At 31.2% G+C, this 20,273-nt stretch carries 17 protein-coding genes; all 17 read right to left on the reverse strand.

The window, feature by feature from the left end; genetic code table 11:
- Positions 1-81 precede the first annotated feature (81 nt).
- Complete coding sequence (locus tag J3359_RS13335; protein ID WP_208077342.1) at positions 82-474, reverse strand: hypothetical protein; 393 nt, start codon at positions 472-474, stop codon at positions 82-84.
- Positions 475-747: 273 nt separating this feature from the next.
- Positions 748-1,161, reverse strand: coding sequence for a 3-hydroxyacyl-ACP dehydratase FabZ family protein (locus J3359_RS13340; protein ID WP_208077343.1), 414 nt, complete (start codon positions 1,159-1,161; stop codon positions 748-750).
- Between the two features lie 714 nt (positions 1,162-1,875).
- A complete protein-coding gene (locus J3359_RS13345; protein ID WP_208077344.1) occupies positions 1,876-3,414 on the reverse strand; it encodes a rhomboid family intramembrane serine protease in 1,539 nt (512 codons plus the stop codon).
- A gap of 197 nt (positions 3,415-3,611) precedes the next feature.
- Positions 3,612-4,601, reverse strand: a complete 990-nt coding sequence (locus tag J3359_RS13350; protein WP_208077345.1) for a hypothetical protein — start codon at positions 4,599-4,601, stop codon at positions 3,612-3,614.
- A gap of 2,294 nt (positions 4,602-6,895) precedes the next feature.
- Complete coding sequence (locus tag J3359_RS13355; RefSeq protein WP_208077346.1) at positions 6,896-7,510, reverse strand: helix-turn-helix domain-containing protein; 615 nt, start codon at positions 7,508-7,510, stop codon at positions 6,896-6,898.
- Positions 7,483-7,821 carry a type II toxin-antitoxin system HigB family toxin gene (locus J3359_RS13360; protein ID WP_208077347.1) on the reverse strand — a complete coding sequence of 113 codons (339 nt, stop codon included), beginning with the start codon at positions 7,819-7,821 and terminating at the stop codon, positions 7,483-7,485. Before J3359_RS13360 ends, J3359_RS13355 begins: the two co-directional genes overlap by 28 nt.
- A gap of 318 nt (positions 7,822-8,139) precedes the next feature.
- Positions 8,140-8,421 carry a hypothetical protein gene (locus J3359_RS13365; RefSeq protein WP_208077348.1) on the reverse strand — a complete coding sequence of 94 codons (282 nt, stop codon included), beginning with the start codon at positions 8,419-8,421 and terminating at the stop codon, positions 8,140-8,142.
- Positions 8,422-8,585: 164 nt separating this feature from the next.
- On the reverse strand, positions 8,586-8,867 hold the full coding sequence (locus J3359_RS13370) for a hypothetical protein (protein ID WP_208077349.1): 282 nt from the start codon (positions 8,865-8,867) through the stop codon (positions 8,586-8,588).
- 1,049 nt (positions 8,868-9,916) lie between these two features.
- Positions 9,917-10,465 carry a hypothetical protein gene (locus J3359_RS13375; protein WP_208077350.1) on the reverse strand — a complete coding sequence of 183 codons (549 nt, stop codon included), beginning with the start codon at positions 10,463-10,465 and terminating at the stop codon, positions 9,917-9,919.
- A 606-nt stretch (positions 10,466-11,071) separates the two neighbouring features.
- The gene (locus J3359_RS13380; RefSeq protein WP_208077351.1) at positions 11,072-11,563 is read right to left on the reverse strand and encodes a phosphoethanolamine transferase domain-containing protein; all 492 of its coding nucleotides are present in this window, start codon (positions 11,561-11,563) and stop codon (positions 11,072-11,074) included.
- Between the two features lie 783 nt (positions 11,564-12,346).
- Positions 12,347-13,237 carry a carboxymuconolactone decarboxylase family protein gene (locus tag J3359_RS13385; RefSeq protein WP_243765918.1) on the reverse strand — a complete coding sequence of 297 codons (891 nt, stop codon included), beginning with the start codon at positions 13,235-13,237 and terminating at the stop codon, positions 12,347-12,349.
- Positions 13,238-13,402: 165 nt separating this feature from the next.
- Positions 13,403-13,954, reverse strand: a complete 552-nt coding sequence (locus J3359_RS13390; protein WP_208077352.1) for a hypothetical protein — start codon at positions 13,952-13,954, stop codon at positions 13,403-13,405.
- A 664-nt stretch (positions 13,955-14,618) separates the two neighbouring features.
- Entirely contained in the window at positions 14,619-15,125 is a 507-nt protein-coding gene (locus J3359_RS13395; protein WP_208077353.1) for an HXXEE domain-containing protein, read from the reverse strand.
- A 617-nt stretch (positions 15,126-15,742) separates the two neighbouring features.
- Entirely contained in the window at positions 15,743-16,216 is a 474-nt protein-coding gene (locus J3359_RS13400; protein ID WP_208077354.1) for a hypothetical protein, read from the reverse strand.
- An 840-nt stretch (positions 16,217-17,056) separates the two neighbouring features.
- Positions 17,057-18,163 carry a serine hydrolase domain-containing protein gene (locus J3359_RS13405; RefSeq protein ID WP_208077355.1) on the reverse strand — a complete coding sequence of 369 codons (1,107 nt, stop codon included), beginning with the start codon at positions 18,161-18,163 and terminating at the stop codon, positions 17,057-17,059.
- Between the two features lie 159 nt (positions 18,164-18,322).
- Positions 18,323-18,937: a hypothetical protein gene (locus J3359_RS13410; protein ID WP_208077356.1), complete on the reverse strand. Its 615-nt coding sequence runs from the start codon at positions 18,935-18,937 to the stop codon at positions 18,323-18,325.
- 772 nt (positions 18,938-19,709) lie between these two features.
- Positions 19,710-20,264, reverse strand: a complete 555-nt coding sequence (locus J3359_RS13415) for a hypothetical protein (RefSeq protein WP_208077357.1) — start codon at positions 20,262-20,264, stop codon at positions 19,710-19,712.
- Positions 20,265-20,273: the final 9 nt, after the last annotated feature.

The raw sequence follows: 20,273 nt of genomic DNA on the forward strand, positions 1-20,273 counted from the left end.
CGAATAGAAAATCCGCGAGGATTTTCGTAAGTAGGCTAGAACTAGCAATAAATTATATACGGTGTTGTGCATAGTTTTTTACTATCCATAAATTAATTCAGAGTGATTTTTTGCTCTTTTCAATTGGTCTTTCCATTCGTAAGTGTGTTTGTCGGCTTTCAATTCAGAAACTCGTTCGAGTAAAAAATTTCTCAGTTCCTCAATAGTCCAACTGTCTCCAGTCGGACCGAAAATAACTTCTCTTTTCCAAATATTTGGGATAAAACGTAGCCAATTCCGCCATTTTTCGGTCAATTCCGCTTTTTTTAGTGCTTTATAAATTCTACCATTACAGTCAATAAATAACTTATTTCTATATAATTCATTAAATATCGCTTCTTTATCTGTGTAAATAAATTCATCAAAGAGTATATAGTCAGTTAAGTCTTCAGAATTCCACTTTTTGGTCGATATGTTTAATAAAGGAAATGTCATTTTTAAATTATGCACAACGGTTTTGTGTATGATTTCGTTGCGTGTTTGAGCAACTAAATTAGCAAATACAAACCGAATAGAAAATCCGCGAGGATTTTCGTAAGTAAGCGAGTACTAGCAATGAATTATACACGTTGTTGTGCGTTCGTTTTTTATTTTCAAATTTCTATTTCATTATTTTAGCGGAAAGTCAAGTGTTTCAAATTGTAAGTAATAATTTGAGTGATTTTAATTTCCTTTTTTGTCTGTAATTAAAATGTTTTCCATTGTTATTTAGTCAATTCTAGCACAAAGCCAAGTCGCTTCGACAATGGGTTCGTTTTTAGCGTATGCAATTCCAGATTGTTTTATTAATCTGTCACTGATTCTAATGTTTTTAATAACATATTTAATTTCTTCGTTGTAAGTTACTCCTTTTAAAAAAGTCACATTTTCCATACTTGCTAGACCGAATAAACCATTAGCAAGACCTGCTTTTTTTACGCCTGCGCCACCACATTGAGCCATTGATTCAACCAAAATCATCCCAGGAATGAAATTAAATTCAGGAAAACTACCAGTCAACATATTATTTGATTTGTCAAAACTTTTTTTTCCAATAATCTCATTTTCATTTGCAGTTATAATTTTGTCTACAAATAAAAATGGAAATCTGTGTGGAATTAATTTTTCTATTTCTGTTTCCATTTTGTTTCAGTTTCGTTTTTTCAAATGACGCACAACGTGTTTGTATAAGAATAGTTGCGGTTTTGTACGCGAGGAATTTCAGCATGAAATTCAGAAGTGTGCAAAATTGCAACGACCTTTGGTTAAGCTAAAAGTAGCAATTATTTTTATACTTTGTTAGCTTTAGTGCTTTTTTGTCCGTTTATTTTTTAGTCAATATTATATTTCGGTTGGCTTTTTAATTCCGCATTTTATTTTTTATTCAGCTCTACTTTCATTCCGTAAACTTGCTCAAATTCCGCAATATTTTTAGTTCAGATTTCGAGTGAGCAATTCCGCAACTTGCTGAATTCCGATTGAGTGAAATTCCACTTTTCAATTCAGTTTTCGATTCCGCAAACGAGCTAAAAAGTCAGACGCAATTCAATTCAGAGTTTGAGTGATTATTCAGCTCAATATTCCGCATTTTATTTTTAAATTCTGCTTTAAATGACTTTTGATTTAAACCTGAAATTTTCGGTTTTGCAATGCCCCGAGCATTAAAGCTAACGGATTTGTATAAGAACAGTAGGGCGGAAAAAATGCACGAACCGTTCGGTTAAACACAAGCCGAATTTTTAAATTTTTCTTATTATCTTTTTTTCTCAATAAGCCAAATTTAAAAATTTGGCGACCTCGAAAAAGTGCCTGAAACATTGGGTTAAGCACCAATTGCCCTATTGTTTTTATACGTTGTTAGCTTGCGTTTTTTTTCAGTTGTTCTTTATTTGTCAATATTAAAATTCCTCCAATCACAAATCCGCTTATCAATCCACCAAAATGAGCTGCATTATCAATACCGCCTAAAAATCCAAATAACAAACTTACTCCTGCGTAAAGTCCTAATAGCATCCAAGTCATTCCTCTCATATAATTTGGGTAAATTTTAAAAACTGTAAAAGCCAAAATCAGACCATAAAGTCCAAATATTGCTCCAGATGATCCAACACTAACGGTGTTTTCGTGCCAATAAATACTCGCTAAACTTGCAAGTATTCCGCAAACAATGTAGGTAATTATTAATTTTACCGAACCAAGAATGTTTTCCAATAAACTGCTTCCAAGTCCAAGACCTATTAAGTTCATAAACAAATGTAATAATCCACCGTGAATAAACATCGAAGAAAATAATCTCCAATATTCTCCATTCATAACTTCAATTCGTCTATTTCCTCCAATTTCGAGCAATTCCTTTGGTGTAGGCGAGACAATGTTTAGTCCGTCAAATGTCATAATTAGGAAAATAATAATATTTAAAAGCAATAAAATTGCTGTAGCTTTATTTTCGCCCATTGGATTTAAAAAGCCTAACATATCTTTTAAATCGTCTTCTTTTATCGGTTTATTCTTTTTAAAATCGTTTAATTCCTTTTCGTCAATTTTTGGAATAACTACCATAACCAAAAGGACTAATGCTCCAATTCCAAAAGAGCCAAAAATCCAGGAAAATGAATTGCCAAGTCTTTCTTCAAAAACATCATTTTTTGGGATAAGTATTATTTGTTCTTTTTCGTTAAGATTAGCGTTTCTTTCTTTTATTGCTTCTATAAATCCGTCTCTGTCGTCTGAATACCCTAGTCGTTCAAAATATTCTACATCTTGAAAATTATAAGTTTTAAATTCTTGTTCTGATTTGTTTAAAAAAGTCCTGTATTCTGAATTTTTCCTTTGTTCATTAATACGATTACTTAAATTCTTTTTATACTCAACTCCATACCAAATAGAGCTCGTTTCCTCAAATGGACAGGCTAGATATAAGTAAAAGTTCAAATTATCATTATTTCGACCAGAAGTTCTCGCAGTTACATATGGAAGACTTGAGTTATGGTCAATATTAAATGAGCTTATTTTAAAATACTTTTCGTTTTTTAATTCTTTAACTTTTGAGATTGAAGATATTTCATTTAAGTCAAAAGAACCTTTTTCAATGTAGTTTTGACTTATTATTATTGGTACAGCCATTGCTGCTGCCATAGCAAATTGATATCCAAAATATCCATTATCTCTTTTACCTCTAACATTTAAAATTCGAATTCTTCTTCGTAACCAAATAAGTATTGGAATCCAAGGAAGAGCGAAAGGAATCCAAAAATTCAATAAGTTTTCTTTTAAGGGTAAAATTCCGAGTTTGATATCTAAAGTCCAACGAAATATGTTATAAGAAAGAATAGTTCCTATCGAAACTATTAAAAATGGAATATATACTTCTTGAAGTTTTGTTTTAATATTGTTCAATTCTCGATGTTGGTTTTAAATGCAAGCTAACGTCTCGTATATGAAAAGTAGCGCTGAAAATAAGCTGTTACTTTTCGGATTATACACAAGCCGAATTTTTAAATTTTACTATTTATCTTTTTATTGGAAATCGTCAAATTTAAAAATTTGGCGACTTTCCAAAAATGCCCAAACCTTCCTGTTAGAAACGACTTGCGCTATTTTTTATATACATTGTTACCCACAGTTTTTTTCAGAATGCTAATTGTTTCTAACTGCCTTTTCCACAGGTCAAATATCAATTCAGGTAAGATTTGGTTTAGCTTAATATCCATTCCGAAAAATCTCTTTCTACTCTTAAATGTTTTTATAATTCCATCTTCATCAAAATCAGGTAAAAAGATAAACTTTTCTATCATTATATTGTTCTCAAAGTGCTGAAATACTTTTGGGATATTTTCAAATGAAGCATTATGTACTATTTCATTTCGCAATGTTTGAATCAGTTTGATATTTTTAATTGATTTTTCAAATACTGTATTCTCTAATTCGTGCATCTTTGTTTTTTTAGAATCTCCGAATAGTATTTTAGCTGACTTAAGTTTTGGGTAGCTTTCAAAATTTGATGGTAAGTTCTCAATTTCGTATGCTATTTTCGCTAAAAAGTCAAGTTGACTATATAGTGAAATAAACAAGTGATTTACTTTAGAAAACAAACTTGTAACTAATCGTCCAGAAGCAAACATTACTCCATTTAGGTCAATTGGATTAGGTGCAAGCATAAAAGTTTTAGTATTTAACTCCTCGTAAAACTGACAGAAAAGAGTTCTTGTTTCTTGAACTGAATTTTGAAAGGTTCCGATTAAGTTACTTACATCGTAATAGTAGAGTAATTTATTTAAGTCTTCGTTTTTTCCATAATTATTGATAAGAATCTCGAACTGTTCTTTGGTTACTTTCAAGTCTCCATCTATTCCAGCATAAGGAATCCACATTTGCATTCCTGCTTGTTTAGAATGTAATTTATTAATTCCTTCAAATATTATATTACCAATTTCGTGTTGCAACATAATACAGTTCATATCAATATCTCCAGTAATATCATTTGCATTAATTGCAATATCAATTCCGTTATTAGCAACCCAAAAATCATCTTTTGGTTCTATTGAAGGAATTCCATTTATATTATAAAATTGTGGTTTTTTCAAATTGTGGGTAACGTGTTTGTATAAGAATAGTTGCGGTTTTGTGCGCGAGGAATTTCAGCATGAAATTCAGAAGTGTGCAAAATTGCAACGACCTTTGGTTAAGCTAAAATAGCAATTATTTTTATACTTTGTTGGCAACCGTTTTTCCTTTGTCGCTCTGCTTTTTCACGTCAGCTTTAATTCATCCGTTTTTATTTTTTAAACGACCAATTTAGTCAATTCTGCTTAATTCTTTTTACGATTTTCCACATTCCGATTCTGCTTTTTCCTTTTCAGATTCATTTTCGTAGATAAACACAAACTTTTCGGATTATTACTTAAAAATCAAAAAAAAAAAAATTCGATTCTTTTTCCGTCCGAGTAAAATTCGGCGCAATAGTTTTCGGTTCAGTTTTTTATTCCGCAATAATTTTCACGTTTCTTATGCGTTTCGCTTGTCAGAAATCGGCTTAAAACTCAAAAATTTTCGGTTCAGATTTTAGTCGGCAAAAAATCCGTTTTAATTCGGTTTTGTATTCAGTTCAGTTTGTCAATTCCGCAATTCAATTCCGCCCACAATATTTTTTTCGGTTCTATTTAGCTGGATTTTTCAAATGTTTACGGATTTTTCTTAAATGGTTGCCAACGTTTTTGTATAAGAATAGTTGCGGTTTTGTACACGAGGAATTTCAGAATGAAATTCAGAAGTGTGCAAAATTGCAACTACCTTTGGTTAAGCTAAAAGTAGCAATTATTTTTATACTTTGTTAGCTTTAGTGCTTTTTTGTCCGTTTATTTTTTAGTCAATATTAAATTTCGGTCGGCTTTTTAATTCCGCATTTTATGCTTTATTCAGCTCTACTTTCATTCCACAAACTTGCTCAAATTCCGCTATATTTTTAGTTCAGATTTTGAGTAGGCAATTCCGCAACTTGCTAAATTCTGATTGAGTGAAATTCCGCTTTTCAATTCAGTTTTCGATTCCGCAAACGAGCTAAAAAGTCAGACGCAATTCAATTCAGAGTTTGAGTGATTATTCAGCTCAATATTCCACATTTTATTTTTAAATTCCGCTTTAAATGACTTTTGATTTAAACCTGAAATTTTCGGTTTTGCAATGTCCTGAGCATTAAAGCTAACGTGTTTGTATAAGAATAGTTGCGGTTTTGTGCGCGAGGAATTTCAGCATGAAATTCAGAAGTGTGCAAAATTGCAACTACCTTTGGTTTAGCCAAAATAGCAATTATTTTTATACTTTGTTGGCAACCGTTTTTCCTTTGTCGCTTTGCTTTTTCATGTCAGCTTTAATTCAGTCGTTTTTATTCTTTAAACGACCAATTTAGTCAATTCTGCTTAATTCTTTTTACGGTTTTCCACATTCCGATTCTGCTTTTTCCTTTTCAGATTCATTTTCGTAGATAAACACAAACTTTTCGGATTATTACTTAAAAATCAAAAAAAAATTCGATTCTTTTTCCGCTGATTTTTTCCGTCCGAGTAAAATTCGGCGCAATAGTTTTCGGTTCAGTTTTTTATTCCGCAATAATTTTCACGTTTCTTATGCGTTTCACTTGTCAGAAATCGGCTTAAAACTCAAAAATTTTCGGTTCAGCTTTTAGTCGGCAAAAAATCCGTTTTCATTCGGTTTTGTATTCAGTTCAGTTTGTCAATTCCGCAATTCAATTCCGCCCACAATATTTTTTTCGGTTCTATTTGGCTGGATATTTCAAATGTTTACGGATTTTTCTTAAATGGTTGCCAACGTTTATGTATAAGAATAGTTGCGGTTTTGTGCGCGAGGAATTTCAGAATGAAATTCAGAAGTGTGCAAAATTGCAACTACCTTTGGTTAAGCTAAAATTAGCAATTATTTTTATACTTTGTTAGCAAATGTTATTTTTTTCATTCTCCTTTGTTCATTAATTGAATCCCAAAATTCAGCTTTTGAGTAAGAACTCCACAATTTTTCATTTTCTGCTCAATTTCTCAAACTTTCTAAATTTCACGATTGATTGGAAATTTCGCAATTTTGTTTTTTTTGAGTTTAAGAAAATTCTCACGTTTTATAATTCCACATTTGAGTATATTCCCACGCAAAATCTTACGAGCGAGAGAGTGCTCAGCATTTTGAAATTCCTTTTTTGTGATAAAACCGATTGGTTTTAATTCACTATTTTTCAGCGTTTGAGTGAGAACAATATTTGCTAACGTACTTGTGTATGATTAGTGGCGTGTTTAAGCACCTAATTTAGCAAATAAAAACCGAATAGAAAATCCGCGAGGATTTTCGTAAGTAGGCGAGAACCAGCCATTAATTATACACGGTGTTGGGCAATGTAATTTTCTAAATTTAAATCAATATCTTTTTTCGTTAATCTAATTCGGCTTTTCGGAATTGATTTTAAAGTTTTTCTTATGTGTAAAACTTTGTCTTCTTTTATAAAAGTTGGAATTAAGTTTTCAAGTTCAATTTTGAATAAACGATTTATAATTATTAAATCTTCTTTTGAGAATGGTCTGATTCCATTTATTAATTCAGAAACATAGCCCTTTCTATGTCCTAAAATTTTCGCCAAGTCTGTTTGATTCAAACCGCTTTCTTTCAGTTTTTTACGAATAATTTCTTTTCTTTTTGAGTAAAAATTACTTTCCGCTTGAACAATTTGTTCCGCTAAATCACTTTCCTTAATTTGCTCGTTAGTAATATTATCACTACTTGACCAATTCTTATCTTCATAATCTTTTATTAATTTTGATAAGTGTTTTCTCAAAACTTGATAAGATTCATTTTCTTTCGCTAAAACTCTCAATTTTAGGAATAAATTGGATGCTTTTTCAACTTCTAACTCACTATTCAAAGAGCTGATTTTTTCTATATTTTGAATTGAAAATTTTTCCATAATTAAATTAAATTTTGGTTTTTCAACCATTTTTCTATTGTGTTTTTATTTCCTTTGAATGTTTTATCATATTCTTGATGATTTCCTGTCCAAACAATTGAAGCTTCTGAATCTTCAAATACGATTAAAATCATTGTTCTATGAATACTAATATTAAAGAAATAGAAACCTTCAGAATGAACATTGTCCGCGTCAGGTCTATCTTCTTTTATTTCAAGAGGGTTTTTCCATTCTGCCTTTTCAATATCTTCAATTAGTTTTTTAATTGCTTCAGTCAACTTTTTATTTCCTTGATTCTTTTTCTCAAGTTTTAAAAGTTTTCTTTTGTTTAGTAAATTCAAAGTTCAAATAATTTATTGCAAATATAATAAAAAGTTTCATTTATTATAGAACTAAATTTTCGTTCTTTTATATTGCCCAACGTGTTTGTATAAGAATAGTTGCGATTTTGTGCGCGAGGAATTTCAGCATGAAATTCAGAAGTGTGCAAAATTGCAACGACCTTTGGTTAAGCTAAAATAGCAATTATTTTTATGCGTTGTTAGCAAATGTTGTTTTTTTCATTCCCCTTAGTTCATTAATTAAATCCTAAAACTCAGCTTTTGAGTAAGAATTCCGCAATTTATATTTTTCATTTTCTGCTCAATTTCTCAAGCTTTCTAAATTTCACGATTGATTGGAAATTCCGCAATTTTGTTTTTTTTGAGTTTAAGAAAATTCTCACGTTTTATAATTCCACATTTGAGTAAATTCTCACGCAAAATCTTACGAGCGAGCGAGTGCTCAGCATTTTGAAATTCCTTTTTTGTGATAAAACCGATTAGTTTTAATTCACTATTTTTCAGCGTTTGAGTGAGAACAATATTTGCTAACGTGTTTGTATAAGAATAGTTGCGATTTTGTGCGCGAGGAATTTCAGAATGAAATTCAGAAGTGTGCAAAATTGCAACTACCTTTGGTTAAGCTAAAATTAGCAATTATTTTTATACTTTGTTAGCAAATGTTATTTTTTTCATTCTCCTTTGTTCATTAATTGAATCCCAAAATTCAGCTTTTGAGTAAGAACTCCACAATTTTTCATTTTCTGCTCAATTTCTCAAACTTTCTAAATTTCACGATTGATTGGAAATTTCGCAATTTTGTTTTTTTTGAGTTTAAGAAAATTCTCACGTTTTATAATTCCACATTTGAGTATATTCCCACGCAAAATCTTACGAGCGAGAGAGTGCTCAGCATTTTGAAATTCCTTTTTTGTGATAAAACCGATTGGTTTTAATTCACTATTTTTCAGCGTTTGAGTGAGAACAATATTTGCTAACGTGTTTGTATAAGAATAGTTGCGGTTTTGTACGCGAGGAATTTCAGCATGAAATTCAGAAGTGTGCAAAATTGCAACGACCTTTGGTTAAGCTAAAAGTAGCAATTATTTTTATACTTTGTTAGCTTTAGTGCTTTTTTGTCCGTTTATTTTTTAGTCAATATTATATTTCGGTCGGCTTTTTAATTCCGCATTTTATTTTTTATTCAGCTCGACTTTTATTCCATAAACTTGCTCAAATTCCGCAATATTTTTAGTTCAGATTTTGAGTGGGCAATTCCGCAACTTGCTAAATTCCGATTGAGTGAAATTCCACTTTTCAATTCAGTTTTCGATTCCGCAAACAAGCTAAAAAGTCAGACGCAATTCAATTCAGAGTTTGAGTGATTATTCAGCTCAATATTCCGCATTTTATTTTTAAATTCCGCTTTAAATGACTTTTGATTTAAACCTGAAATTTTCGGTTTTGCAATGTCTCGAGCATTAAAGCTAACGTTTTTGTATAAGAATAGTTGCGATTTTGTGCGCGAGGAATTTCAGCATGAAATTCAGAAGTGTGCAAAATTGCAACTACTTTTGGTTAGGCTAAAATTAGCAATTATTTTTATACTTTGTTAGCTTTAGTGCTTTTTTGTCCGTTTATTTTTTAGTCAATATTATATTTCGGTTGGCTTTTTAATTCCGCATTTTATTTTTTATTCAGCTCTACTTTCATTCCGAAAACTTGCTCAAATTCCGCTATATTTTTAGTTCAGATTTCGAGTGGGCAATTCCGCAACTTGCTAAATTCCGATTGAGTGAAATTCCGCTTTTTAATTCAGTTTTCGATTCCGCAAACGAGCTAAAAAGTCAGACGCAATTCAATTCAGAGTTTGAGTAATTATTCAGCTCAATATTCCGCATTTTATTTTTAAATTCTGCTTTAAATGACTTTTGATTTAAACCTGAAATTTTCGGTTTTGCAATGTCCCGAGCATTAAAGCTAACGGTTTTGTGTATGATTAGTGGCGTGTTTAAGCACCTAATTTAGCAAATATAAACCGAATAGAAAATCTGCGAGGATTTTCGTAAGTAGGCGAGAACTAGCCATTAATTATACACGGTGTTGTAGCACGTTTTTATTCCCAATCCTCAAAAAATTTAGTCGGATTTGTTATATATAAATGAGCTTTTGAGATTTTTAATAATTCCGCTAATTCTTTAATATTCGGATTACATAGATTTCCATCTTCGTCCATTAAAATCCAATCATTTCGGTCACATAATTCCAACATTGAATTCAAGAAATTTAGCTCTGAATCTCTCAAATCAGTTCTAAATCTAAAATCTTCTATAAAATTCTCTTTTTCGTTATAGTCAATACTCAAATCGTGGTCAACTTCTCCATTTTCGATTTTCCAACTTTCGTTATTCCACGAAGCTCTTGGAATAATTTTGTCAATTTCATCTCTTAATTCTGCAATATTAATTTGAATTTCTTTCCACCATTTCGTTGAAATCGCATCTTCAAATTCAGGTTCAGGTGCTTCATTCAGTTTCATATTCCAATTGTCCCAATACTTTTCCCATTCAGCGTGTTTTATTTCAAGCTGTTTTGGAATTCCGCCATATTTTTTTTCAATCGGCTTTCTTGGAAGTACAAATGTTAGAAATTGGTATGTTGCCATTGGGTTTTCTTAAATGTGCTACAACGTCCGCGAATATGGAAAGTGCCCTTTTTTGGGCATTTTTTATATTCGCAGTTGTGTGCAGTAAATATAGGAATTAGCTTTCTAATTTCATATTTATGTAGTCAGATTAACGCAACACTAATTCGACATTCCTATTTATTAGTTTATTTTTTTTATGAATCTTATACATCGTTCCGTATAAGATTTCGTCATAAAAATAATTCGGAATTCACTCTCAATAAGCTCCAAGCTATTTTTTAAAACATTAAAATTCAGTATTTTATTTGACTTTCTCAAAAAAAAACCGTAATTTTCAAACTTATATGCGTTCCCAACGTATTTGATAGTGTAACTCTCATACGATGAAATCGATAAGTTTGGACACTGTAATTTCCGCTGTCAATTCCATTTTCCCTTTTAAAAAATAGCTTTCCGCTTTTAAAAATTCCGAAATAATAAATATGAAATGGCAAAAAGTTAATCTTATTGCATCCAACGTGATTGTGTATGATTAGTGGCGTGTTTAAGCACCTAATTTAGCAAATAAAAACCGAATAGAAAATCCGCGAGGATTTTCGTAAGTAGGCGAGAACTAGCCATTAATTATACACGTTGTTGCCAACTGGCTTTTTCCACTATTTTTTTCATTTCAGTTTCTTTTTGAGTTCCGATTAGAAATTTTTTTCCATTCTGAAGTTCAATCGCTAAACCTTTATTTCCTTTCGTATTATATACAGTTCCGTATTTAGTCCAAAGTCGGATTCCCCAACCTCCAACAAATCCATAATTCACGATTTCAGCGTTTTTTATTTCTTTCCAATTTACTCGCTTTTTAATGAAAGGAAAGAAGTTTATTCGGATTTCATTTTGGTCAATTTCAGTTTTCAGTCGCATAAACCAAAACATAGCTATTAATCCAAAAATAAACAGACAGAAAATTATAAGTCCGAAGTCAGACATTGGTTTGTCTCCAAATTTTTCTCCGAGAATTAATTGCTTATAAATTCCGAAAATCGGTAAAATTCCGATTCCGATTAAAATCAACCAAAGCCACCATTGTGTAAATTTTTGTTCTTCTTTAAACTCGATTTTCATTTTGTGTTCGGATTTTTTTCAGCTTGTTGGCAACGTGTTTGTATAAGAATAGTTGCGATTTTGTGCGCGAGGAATTTCAGCATGAAATTCAGAAGTGTGCAAAATTGCAACTACCTTTGGTTTAGCCAAAATAGCAATTATTTTTATACTTTGTTGGCAACCGTTTTTCCTTTGTCGCTTTGCTTTTTTATGTCAGCTTTAATTCAGTCGTTTTTATTCTTTAAACGACCAATTTAGTCAATTCTGCTTAATTCTTTTTACGGTTTTCCACATTCCGATTCTGCTTTTTCCTTTTCAGATTCATTTTCGTAGATAAACACAAACTTTTCGGATTATTACTTAAAAATCAAAAAAAAAAATTCGATTCTTTTTCCGCTGATTTTTTCCGTCCGAGTAAAATTCGGCGCAATAGTTTTCGGTTCAGTTTTTTATTCCGCAATAATTTTCACGTTTCTTATGCGTTTCACTTGTCAGAAATCGGCTTAAAACTCAAAAATTTTCGGTTCAGCTTTTAGTCGGCAAAAAATCCGTTTTCATTCGGTTTTGTATTCAGTTCAGTTTGTCAATTCCGCAATTCAATTCCGCCCACAATATTTTTTTCGGTTCTATTTGGCTGGATTTTTCAAATGTTTACGGATTTTTCTTAAATGGTTGCCAACGTGATTGTGTATGATTAGTGGCGTATTTAAGCACTAATTTAGCAAATAAAAACCTAATAGAAAATCCGCGAGGATTTTCGAAAGTAGGCGAGAACCAAGCAATTAATTATACACGGTGTTGGCGTTAGTTCTTGTTTTTCTTTCTGTCAGTAACTACTTCTTTCAATACATTCATTCCGTTAATTGCCGATGGAAAACCTGAATAAACAGTCATAAGCAACATTATTTCTTTGACTTCAATTTCAGTCAGTCCAATGTTAAATCCTGCATTGATATGAAATTTTAGCTGGGATTGTGCTGTGCCCAATGCTGTCAAGGCAGAAATAGTTGCAATTTGTCTGTATTTGTCATCTAAATTGTCTCTCGAAAAAATGTCGGCATATCCGTATTCAAGCACGAATTTCACCAATTCAGGCGAAAATTCATTATAGGCAGTTTTCAGTTTTTCGACTTGTGTACTGTCCAATTTTGATAATTCTAATTCTCCAGTTTTAAGTCTGTTCGCTATTGGCGTATTTGAAAAATCTCCAATAGTATCTTTAATTCCTTGTTTTTCCCTTTCGTTCAACACATCTTTTAATGCGTTCATAGCGTTTATACAGCTTGGAAAACCTGAATAAACAGACATTTGAAGAATTATTTCTTTCAATTCGTTGATAGTGCTTCCAGTGTTTAAAGCTCCATTTATATGAACTTTCAATTGTGGCAATGCTGTTCCCATCGCTGTGAGAGCTGATACAACGGAAATTTCTTTAGATTTTAGGTCAAGTCCATCTCTCGTATAAATGTCTCCAAAAGCATATTCAATGATGAAAGTTCCAAGTTCGGGTGAAATATCTTTTAAACTTTCTATTACGTTTTCTCCTGCTTCTCCGTCAATTTCCTTTAGTTTTTCCCAACCTGCTTGATATCTTTCTGATTTTTCCATTTCTGTTTTATTCCTGTTTATTTGTCCGTAACTAATTTGTCCGATTATCAATAGTAAAAATATGAATGTTAGTTCTTTTAGTTTCATTTTTGTCGAATTAACGCCAACGTTGATGTATAAGAATAGTTGCGGGTTTGTATGCGAGGAATTTCCGAAGGAAATTCAGACGTTACAAACACGCAACGACCTTTGATTAAGCACTAAACCGCAATTATTTTTATACGGTGTTACCCAACGTTTTTATTTTATTTTCTAAATTCCGCTCAACATAATTCCGAGAATTATAATAATCAGCGAAGTCATTAGAAACGGTTTTTTACTTTTATAAATATCCGAAATTAAATTCCAACAATACAAATAAATAAAAATTGGAATCATAAATCCCAAATACGCAAAATCTTTTTCAATTGTCAAATCGACTCCAGCAAGAAACCAAAACATTCGCAATAGAAAAAGTAATGTTCCAAATAAAATCCAAATCGGATTAATTTGAGCCATTCTCAACCTTATAGTTTTTCTTCTATCAGTCGCAAAAGGTTTGCTCATCCATAAATAAGTCGTAAAACAAAAAGAAAATCCAATTGAAGCGAATCCGATTAAAGTCAGATAATAAGTTGAAAATTCGTAATTCACTAAATTTATCCAATTCAAATCCGTAATAACTTCTCCAATATTACAAAGCTTTAAAGTAATTCGAAATAGAGAATTTAAAATTAAGCTAAATCCAATTCCGATTGCAATTCCGCTATAAAATCGGAACTTTCCAATTTCGTTTATTGTGAAGTCAGATTTTAGTTTTTTCAATTCAGCGTAATGTTTGGTCAAATGTTGGGTAACGTGTTTGTATAAGAATAGTTGCGGTTTTGTACGCGAGGAATTTCAGCATGAAATTCAGAAGTGTGCAAAATTGCAACGACCTTTGGTTAAGCTAAAAGTAGCAATTATTTTTATACTTTGTTAGCTTTAGTGCTTTTTTGTCCGTTTATTTTTTAGTCAATATTATATTTCGGTCGGCTTTTTAATTCCGCATTTTATTTTTTATTCAGCTCGACTTTTATTCCATAAACTTGCTCAAATTCCGCAATATTTTTAGTTCAGATTTTGAGTGGGCAATTCCGCAACTTGCTAAATTCCGATTGAGTGAAATTCCACTTTTCAATTCAGTTTTCGATTCCGCAAACAAGCTAAAAAGTCAGACGCAATTCAATTCAGAGTTTGAGTGATTATTCAGCTCAATATTCCGCATTTTATTTTTAAATTCCGCTTTAAATGACTTTTGATTTAAACCTGAAATTTTCGGTTTTGCAATGTCTCGAGCATTAAAGCTAACGGTCTCGTATAACCGTCAGTTACGGGTTTATATGCGTTAATTTTCGGTTTGGCACAGACGTTAGCAATTCCGAGTGGATTCGGACGTAGTCGAATCCGCCGTAATTGCGGTTATACATTGTTGGCGGTTCGTTATTTTTCATTCAATTACTTTTTTAAAATCCCAAAATTTCCCGATTTTCAGAAAAATAAATGCAAGGAAAATTCCAATTAATCCACCAGCGATTACAGAAAATATCATCTGTTTTTGCGATAATATTTCAGAATCTTTTACCAATAGTAAAATTGTTATTGTTAACGGTAGATTGATTAAAAGTCCCGTGATGATTCCTGGTGCATATTTTCTTAAATATATCACAGCCAATAAATGGGGAAAGAAAACGTTCAAAAACAACATTCCGGAGAATCCTGTAATGATTAAATAATAATATTTTTCCGTTTGATAAAGTTCTTTCGAAAAGGTAATTGCAAAACCTAAAATCGTAAATAATATTACGGCTATTCCAAATTGTCTCGTTGTCACTGGTTTATGGATAAAAATGGGAATCGATTTTGTCCATTTTTCCATTCCCAATATTTCTTCAAAGTTGTGGAGAGCGAACGCAAAAGGGAGTAAGATAATCAACGTATTTAAATTCAATTCCATTTTTAAGTACTGTTCGTTCTAATGACCGCCAACGTGTTTGTATAAGAATAGTTGCGATTTTGTGCGCGAGGAATTTCAGCATGAAATTCAGAAGTGTGCAAAATTGCAACGACCTTTGGTTAAGCTAAAATAGCAATTATTTTTATGCGTTGTTAGCAAATGTTGTTTTTTTCATTCCCCTTAGTTCATTAATAAATCCTAAAATTCAGCTTTTGAGTAAGAATTCCGCAATTTATATTTTTTATTTTCTGCTCAATTTCTCAAACTTGCTCAATTTTACGATTCCTTGAAAATTCCGCAATTTTGGTTTTTCGAGTTTGAGAAAATTCTCACGTTTTATAATTCCACATTTGAGTAAATTCCCACGCAAAATCTTACGAGCGAGCGAGTGCTCAGCATTTTGAAATTCCTTTTTTGCGATAAAACCGATTAGTTTTAATTCACTATTTTTCAGCGTTTGAGTGAGAACAATATTTGCTAACGTGTTTGTGTATGATTAGTTGCGTGTTTTAATCACTAAAGTTAGTAAATAAAACATAGATAGAAAGTTCGTGAAGACTTTCGTAAGTAGTCGAGAACCAAGCAATTAATTATACACGGTGTTAGCAAATCGTATTTTAATCCACATATCCATCGTATTCAATTAGTTTTAATATTCCAAATTTAAATATTAAATTGAAAACAGACGTTTGTTCTAAATTTCCAATTTTTAATATGCCGTTTTGAATTTCTTTTGCAAGAGATTTTTCAACAACATATTTTTTCGTTCCAACTTTTATAAAGTCATTCAATGCAAATTCAGAATTCTCGATTTTAGCTTTATATATCCATTCTTCATTTGTTGCTTTATAAGACGTAAATTTTGTGTTTTCAAAAGTCCGAGTTATGATGGTATCAACTAAATTGTCAACGTGTCTATTTTGTATTGGTTTTTTCTCAATCGTGAAATTTTTGTTAAGAGCAATTTTTTCCAATTCAGATTTCAACACAATTACCAAACTATCATTTTCAATATACGATTCCGCAACAGAATTAGGTTCAGACGTTTCTTTTTCTGTTTCCACGACATCTTTCACTTCCGATTCGTCCATTTTTTTCGATTCGGTTTGTTTACAAGAATTGAGTGAAATTAAAATTCCGATTATTATTAGTAGCTGTTTGGTCATATGTTTGCTAACGTTTATGTATAAGAATAGTTGCGGTTTTGTACGCGAGGAATTTCAGCATGAAATTCAGAAGTGTGCAAAATTGCAACTACCTTTGGTTTAGCCAAAATAGCAATTATTTTTATACTTTGTTGGCAACCGTTTTTCCTTTGTCGCTTTGCTTTTTCACGTCAGCTTTAATTCAGTCGTTTTTATTCTTTAAACGACCAATTTAGTCAATTCTGCTTAATTCTTTTTACGGTTTTCCACATTCCGATTCTGCTTTTTCCTTTTCAGATTCATTTTCGTAGATAAACACAAACTTTTCGGATTATTACTTAAAAATCAAAAAAAAATTCGATTCTTTTTCCGCTGATTTTTTCCGTCCGAGTAAAATTCGGCGCAATAGTTTTCGGTTCAGTTTTTTATTCCGCAATAATTTTCACGTTTCTTATGCGTTTCACTTGTCAGAAATCGGCTTAAAACTCAAAAATTTTCGGTTCAGCTTTTAGTCGGCAAAAAATCCGTTTTCATTCGGTTTTGTATTCAGTTCAGTTTGTCAATTCCGCAATTCAATTCCGCCCACAATATTTTTTTCGGTTCTATTTGGCTGGATATTTCAAATGTTTACGGATTTTTCTTAAATGGTTGCCAACGTATTTGTGTATGGTTAGTTGCGTGGTTTGCGCACTAAAGATAGCAAATATATCCCGAATAGAAAGTCCGCGAGGGCTTTCGTAAATTGGCTAAAAACAAGCAATTAATTATACACTGTGTTGGCAATAGTTATTTTATACTTCCAATAATCTTGTCAAAAAATAAATTAGAGGAATTATCTAAAAGCACAAAACTCGTCTTCTTTTTAGTATTTCTTACAAAATAAGTATTCGCTGCTAACCAAGCTCCATTGTGCATAACTACATCTTCATTTATAATTACCCAACCAAAACCATAATTAGATTTTTTTCCATTATTTAGTGTTGGTCTTTTAAAAGCTTCTTTTAAATTTTCATTACTAATAAGTTTGTTTTCGTACCAAAATTTATCCCATTTTACAAAATCATTTATACTACTAAAAACGCCACCATCGCCAGCAACGCCATCAACAAATGTTGGTTTAATTTCTCGTATTTCTCCAGCAAAATCTTCAAAGCCATCTGTTTTTCCTTTGAACGTTTTATCTTCTGAAATTAGATTCCAAACTCTTGTACCATTCATTTCTAATGGAATGAAGATATTATCTTTCATAAAGTTCTCGAAGGATTGATTTGAAACCAATTCAATTATTCTTGCTAAAATTATATAGTTTGTATTTGAATACTCGTATTTTTCATTAGGCGGAAAATTAGCTTTTGGTTTATTATCTACGATTAGTTTTATAGCTTTTTCATTTGTTAAAATTCCAATTTCATCCTTTGCTTTTTCTGCTAAATCTAAATATGTGTCAGGTATTCCAGAAGTTTGATTTAATAAGTTTCTAATTGTAACATTATCATATGGAAAATTTGAAATATATTTTGAAACTAAATCATCATAATCAATTAATTCTTTCTCTTTTAATAGCATAATTCCACTCGCTGTAAATTGTTTTGATATTGAAGCAAGTCTGAATGATGAGTTATTATTTAGTTTTTCTGTTTTCTTTGAATTAGTGAAGCCATATGTTTTTGCTAAAGTTGGCTCTCCATTTTTTGTTATTAGAATTCCACCATTAAATTTCCTTTCAGAATTTAGTTTTTCTAACCAATTGTCAATTAATACTACTTTTTCTTTTTCACTTGAATTTTTAGGAATGTTTAATTCAGGTACTTGAAGAAAAAATACAAAAAACCAGACAAAAAATCCGATAACAACCAAAACAATTCCAAGTATTATATAAAGTACAACTTTCATCAATTTTTTTATCTATTTGTCTTTTAAGTTAGAATTTTGTTACTAATTATTGCCAACGTGTTTGTGTATGATTAGTGGCGTGTTTAAGCACCTAATTTAGCAAATAAAAACCGAATAGAAAATCCGTGAGGATTTTCGTAAATAGGCGAGAACCAGCCATTAATTATACACGGTGTTAGCACCAGTATTTTTATCTTTCAACTCTAATTCATTCACTTTCCATTCCCCATTTTCTTTTTCCAATTTTGAGTAAACATTAAAAACTCCATTCTCAGAAACAAAAACTAAAGATAATTCCGAACTTCCAGTTTCCGAATTCCATTGAGAACTTACATTTCTTAAAATTCCGTAATGGTTTATTTTTCCAGTTATGTCATTTATTTCAGCATTGTTTTCACAATAGTTTTGAACTGTTTTTACAGGTTCAGATTGTCCAATAGTTATAAATCCAATAAATACTAAAACCATTGAAAAGACGAGTATCAGAGTATAAAATTTAAGCAAGTGTCTTACCATAATAAAGAATCCGTTAAATGGATTCTTTTTCATTTCATTGATTAAATGTCGATATATTTTGAAGAAATTCGGATAAAATCCTCTTTTCTCTTTATAGGATTTTAGCCAAAAATAAATTCCCATTCCAGTTGAAATAACAGACAAAATCATTCCGAAAGTTGAAGCAGGCAGTATTCCTTTAGAATCTCCAATCCAAGATAAAACCCATAAAATGAATCCAGTCGTTAAAAATATTCGGAATAATGTCTTTGTGTTCAAGGTTGTGTTTATATTGGTGCTAACGTGTTTGTATAAGAATAGTTGCGATTTTGTGCGCGAGGAATTTCAGCATGAAATTCAGAAGTGTGCAAAATTGCAACTACTTTCGGTTAGGCTAAAATTAGCAATTATTTTTATACTTTGTTGCAAAATCGTTGTTTTTTCATTTTATAATTCCGTCTTATTTTCCTTTTTCTCTCTTTTAAATTTCAACTTTTGAGTAATTTTCTCACTATTTTTTATTCAGAGTTTGAGTAAATTCCACAGTTTATATTTTTTGTCTTTCCTCAATTCCAAAACTTCTTATATTCAGATTTTGAGTAAGAAATCCGCCAAACTTATTTTCAGAGTTTGAGTGAGTTCAAACATTTTAAATTCCAAATTTTCTGAATATTTCTAAAATTTTCGAGCGAAAGAGTGCTCCACAATTTTCATTTTTTCTAAATTTCACGATTGATTGGAAATTTCGCAATTTTGTTTTTTTTGAGTTTAAGAAAATTCTCACGTTTTATAATTCCACATTTGAGTATATTCCCACGCAAAATCTTACGAGCGAGAGAGTGCTCAGCATTTTGAAATTCCTTTTTTGTGATAAAACCGATTGGTTTTAATTCACTATTTTTCAGCGTTTGAGTGAGAACAATATTTGCTAACGTGTTTGTGTATGATTAGTGGCGTGTTTAAGCACCTAATTTAACAAATAAAAACCGAATAGAAAATCCGCGAGGATTTTCGTAAGTAGGCGAGAACCAGCCATTAATTATACACGTTGTTAGCAGTTGTTTTTATTTGTATTATGTATTTCAAATGTTTCCTCAAAATTCAATTTCACGTGTTTATCATCAGAAACTCCAAGTCCAGTCAACGAACCTTCGAAAACTGTTAAATTCAGATTTTTACAATAAAACCGAATGAAATTAAAAAATTCCTTTTGCCCTTTGATTTTAGTTCCATTAATTTCAAATTCATCTTTATCAACACCAAATTCTACAAAATCAATTCTTTGTCCCAAAAGTCGACCAAGTTTTTCATCCGATTTGGTTTCGTAAACTTGCCACAAATCCAATTCGTTAGGTAGATTGTTTTCTTTCAGTTCGTTTTTTAGTAACGATTTTTCTCGCAAATTTATTTTTAAATGGCTTCCATCAAAGTCGCCTTCAATTTTCAGATATTGGTCAAATTCAGCGAATGTTATTAAAAATATCCAAGGTAAATAGTCGTCATTATGTCTGTCGTTATTATAATCGACTTGATATATTTTGTCAACAGTTTTTCCGTTAAGTTTGTTTAACCAAATTCCTGTTTTTCCATTTAATTGAAAGTTCATTTCGTGGGT

Source organism: Polaribacter cellanae, assembly GCF_017569185.1.
GTDB classification, from domain to species: Bacteria; Bacteroidota; Bacteroidia; order Flavobacteriales; family Flavobacteriaceae; genus Polaribacter; species Polaribacter cellanae.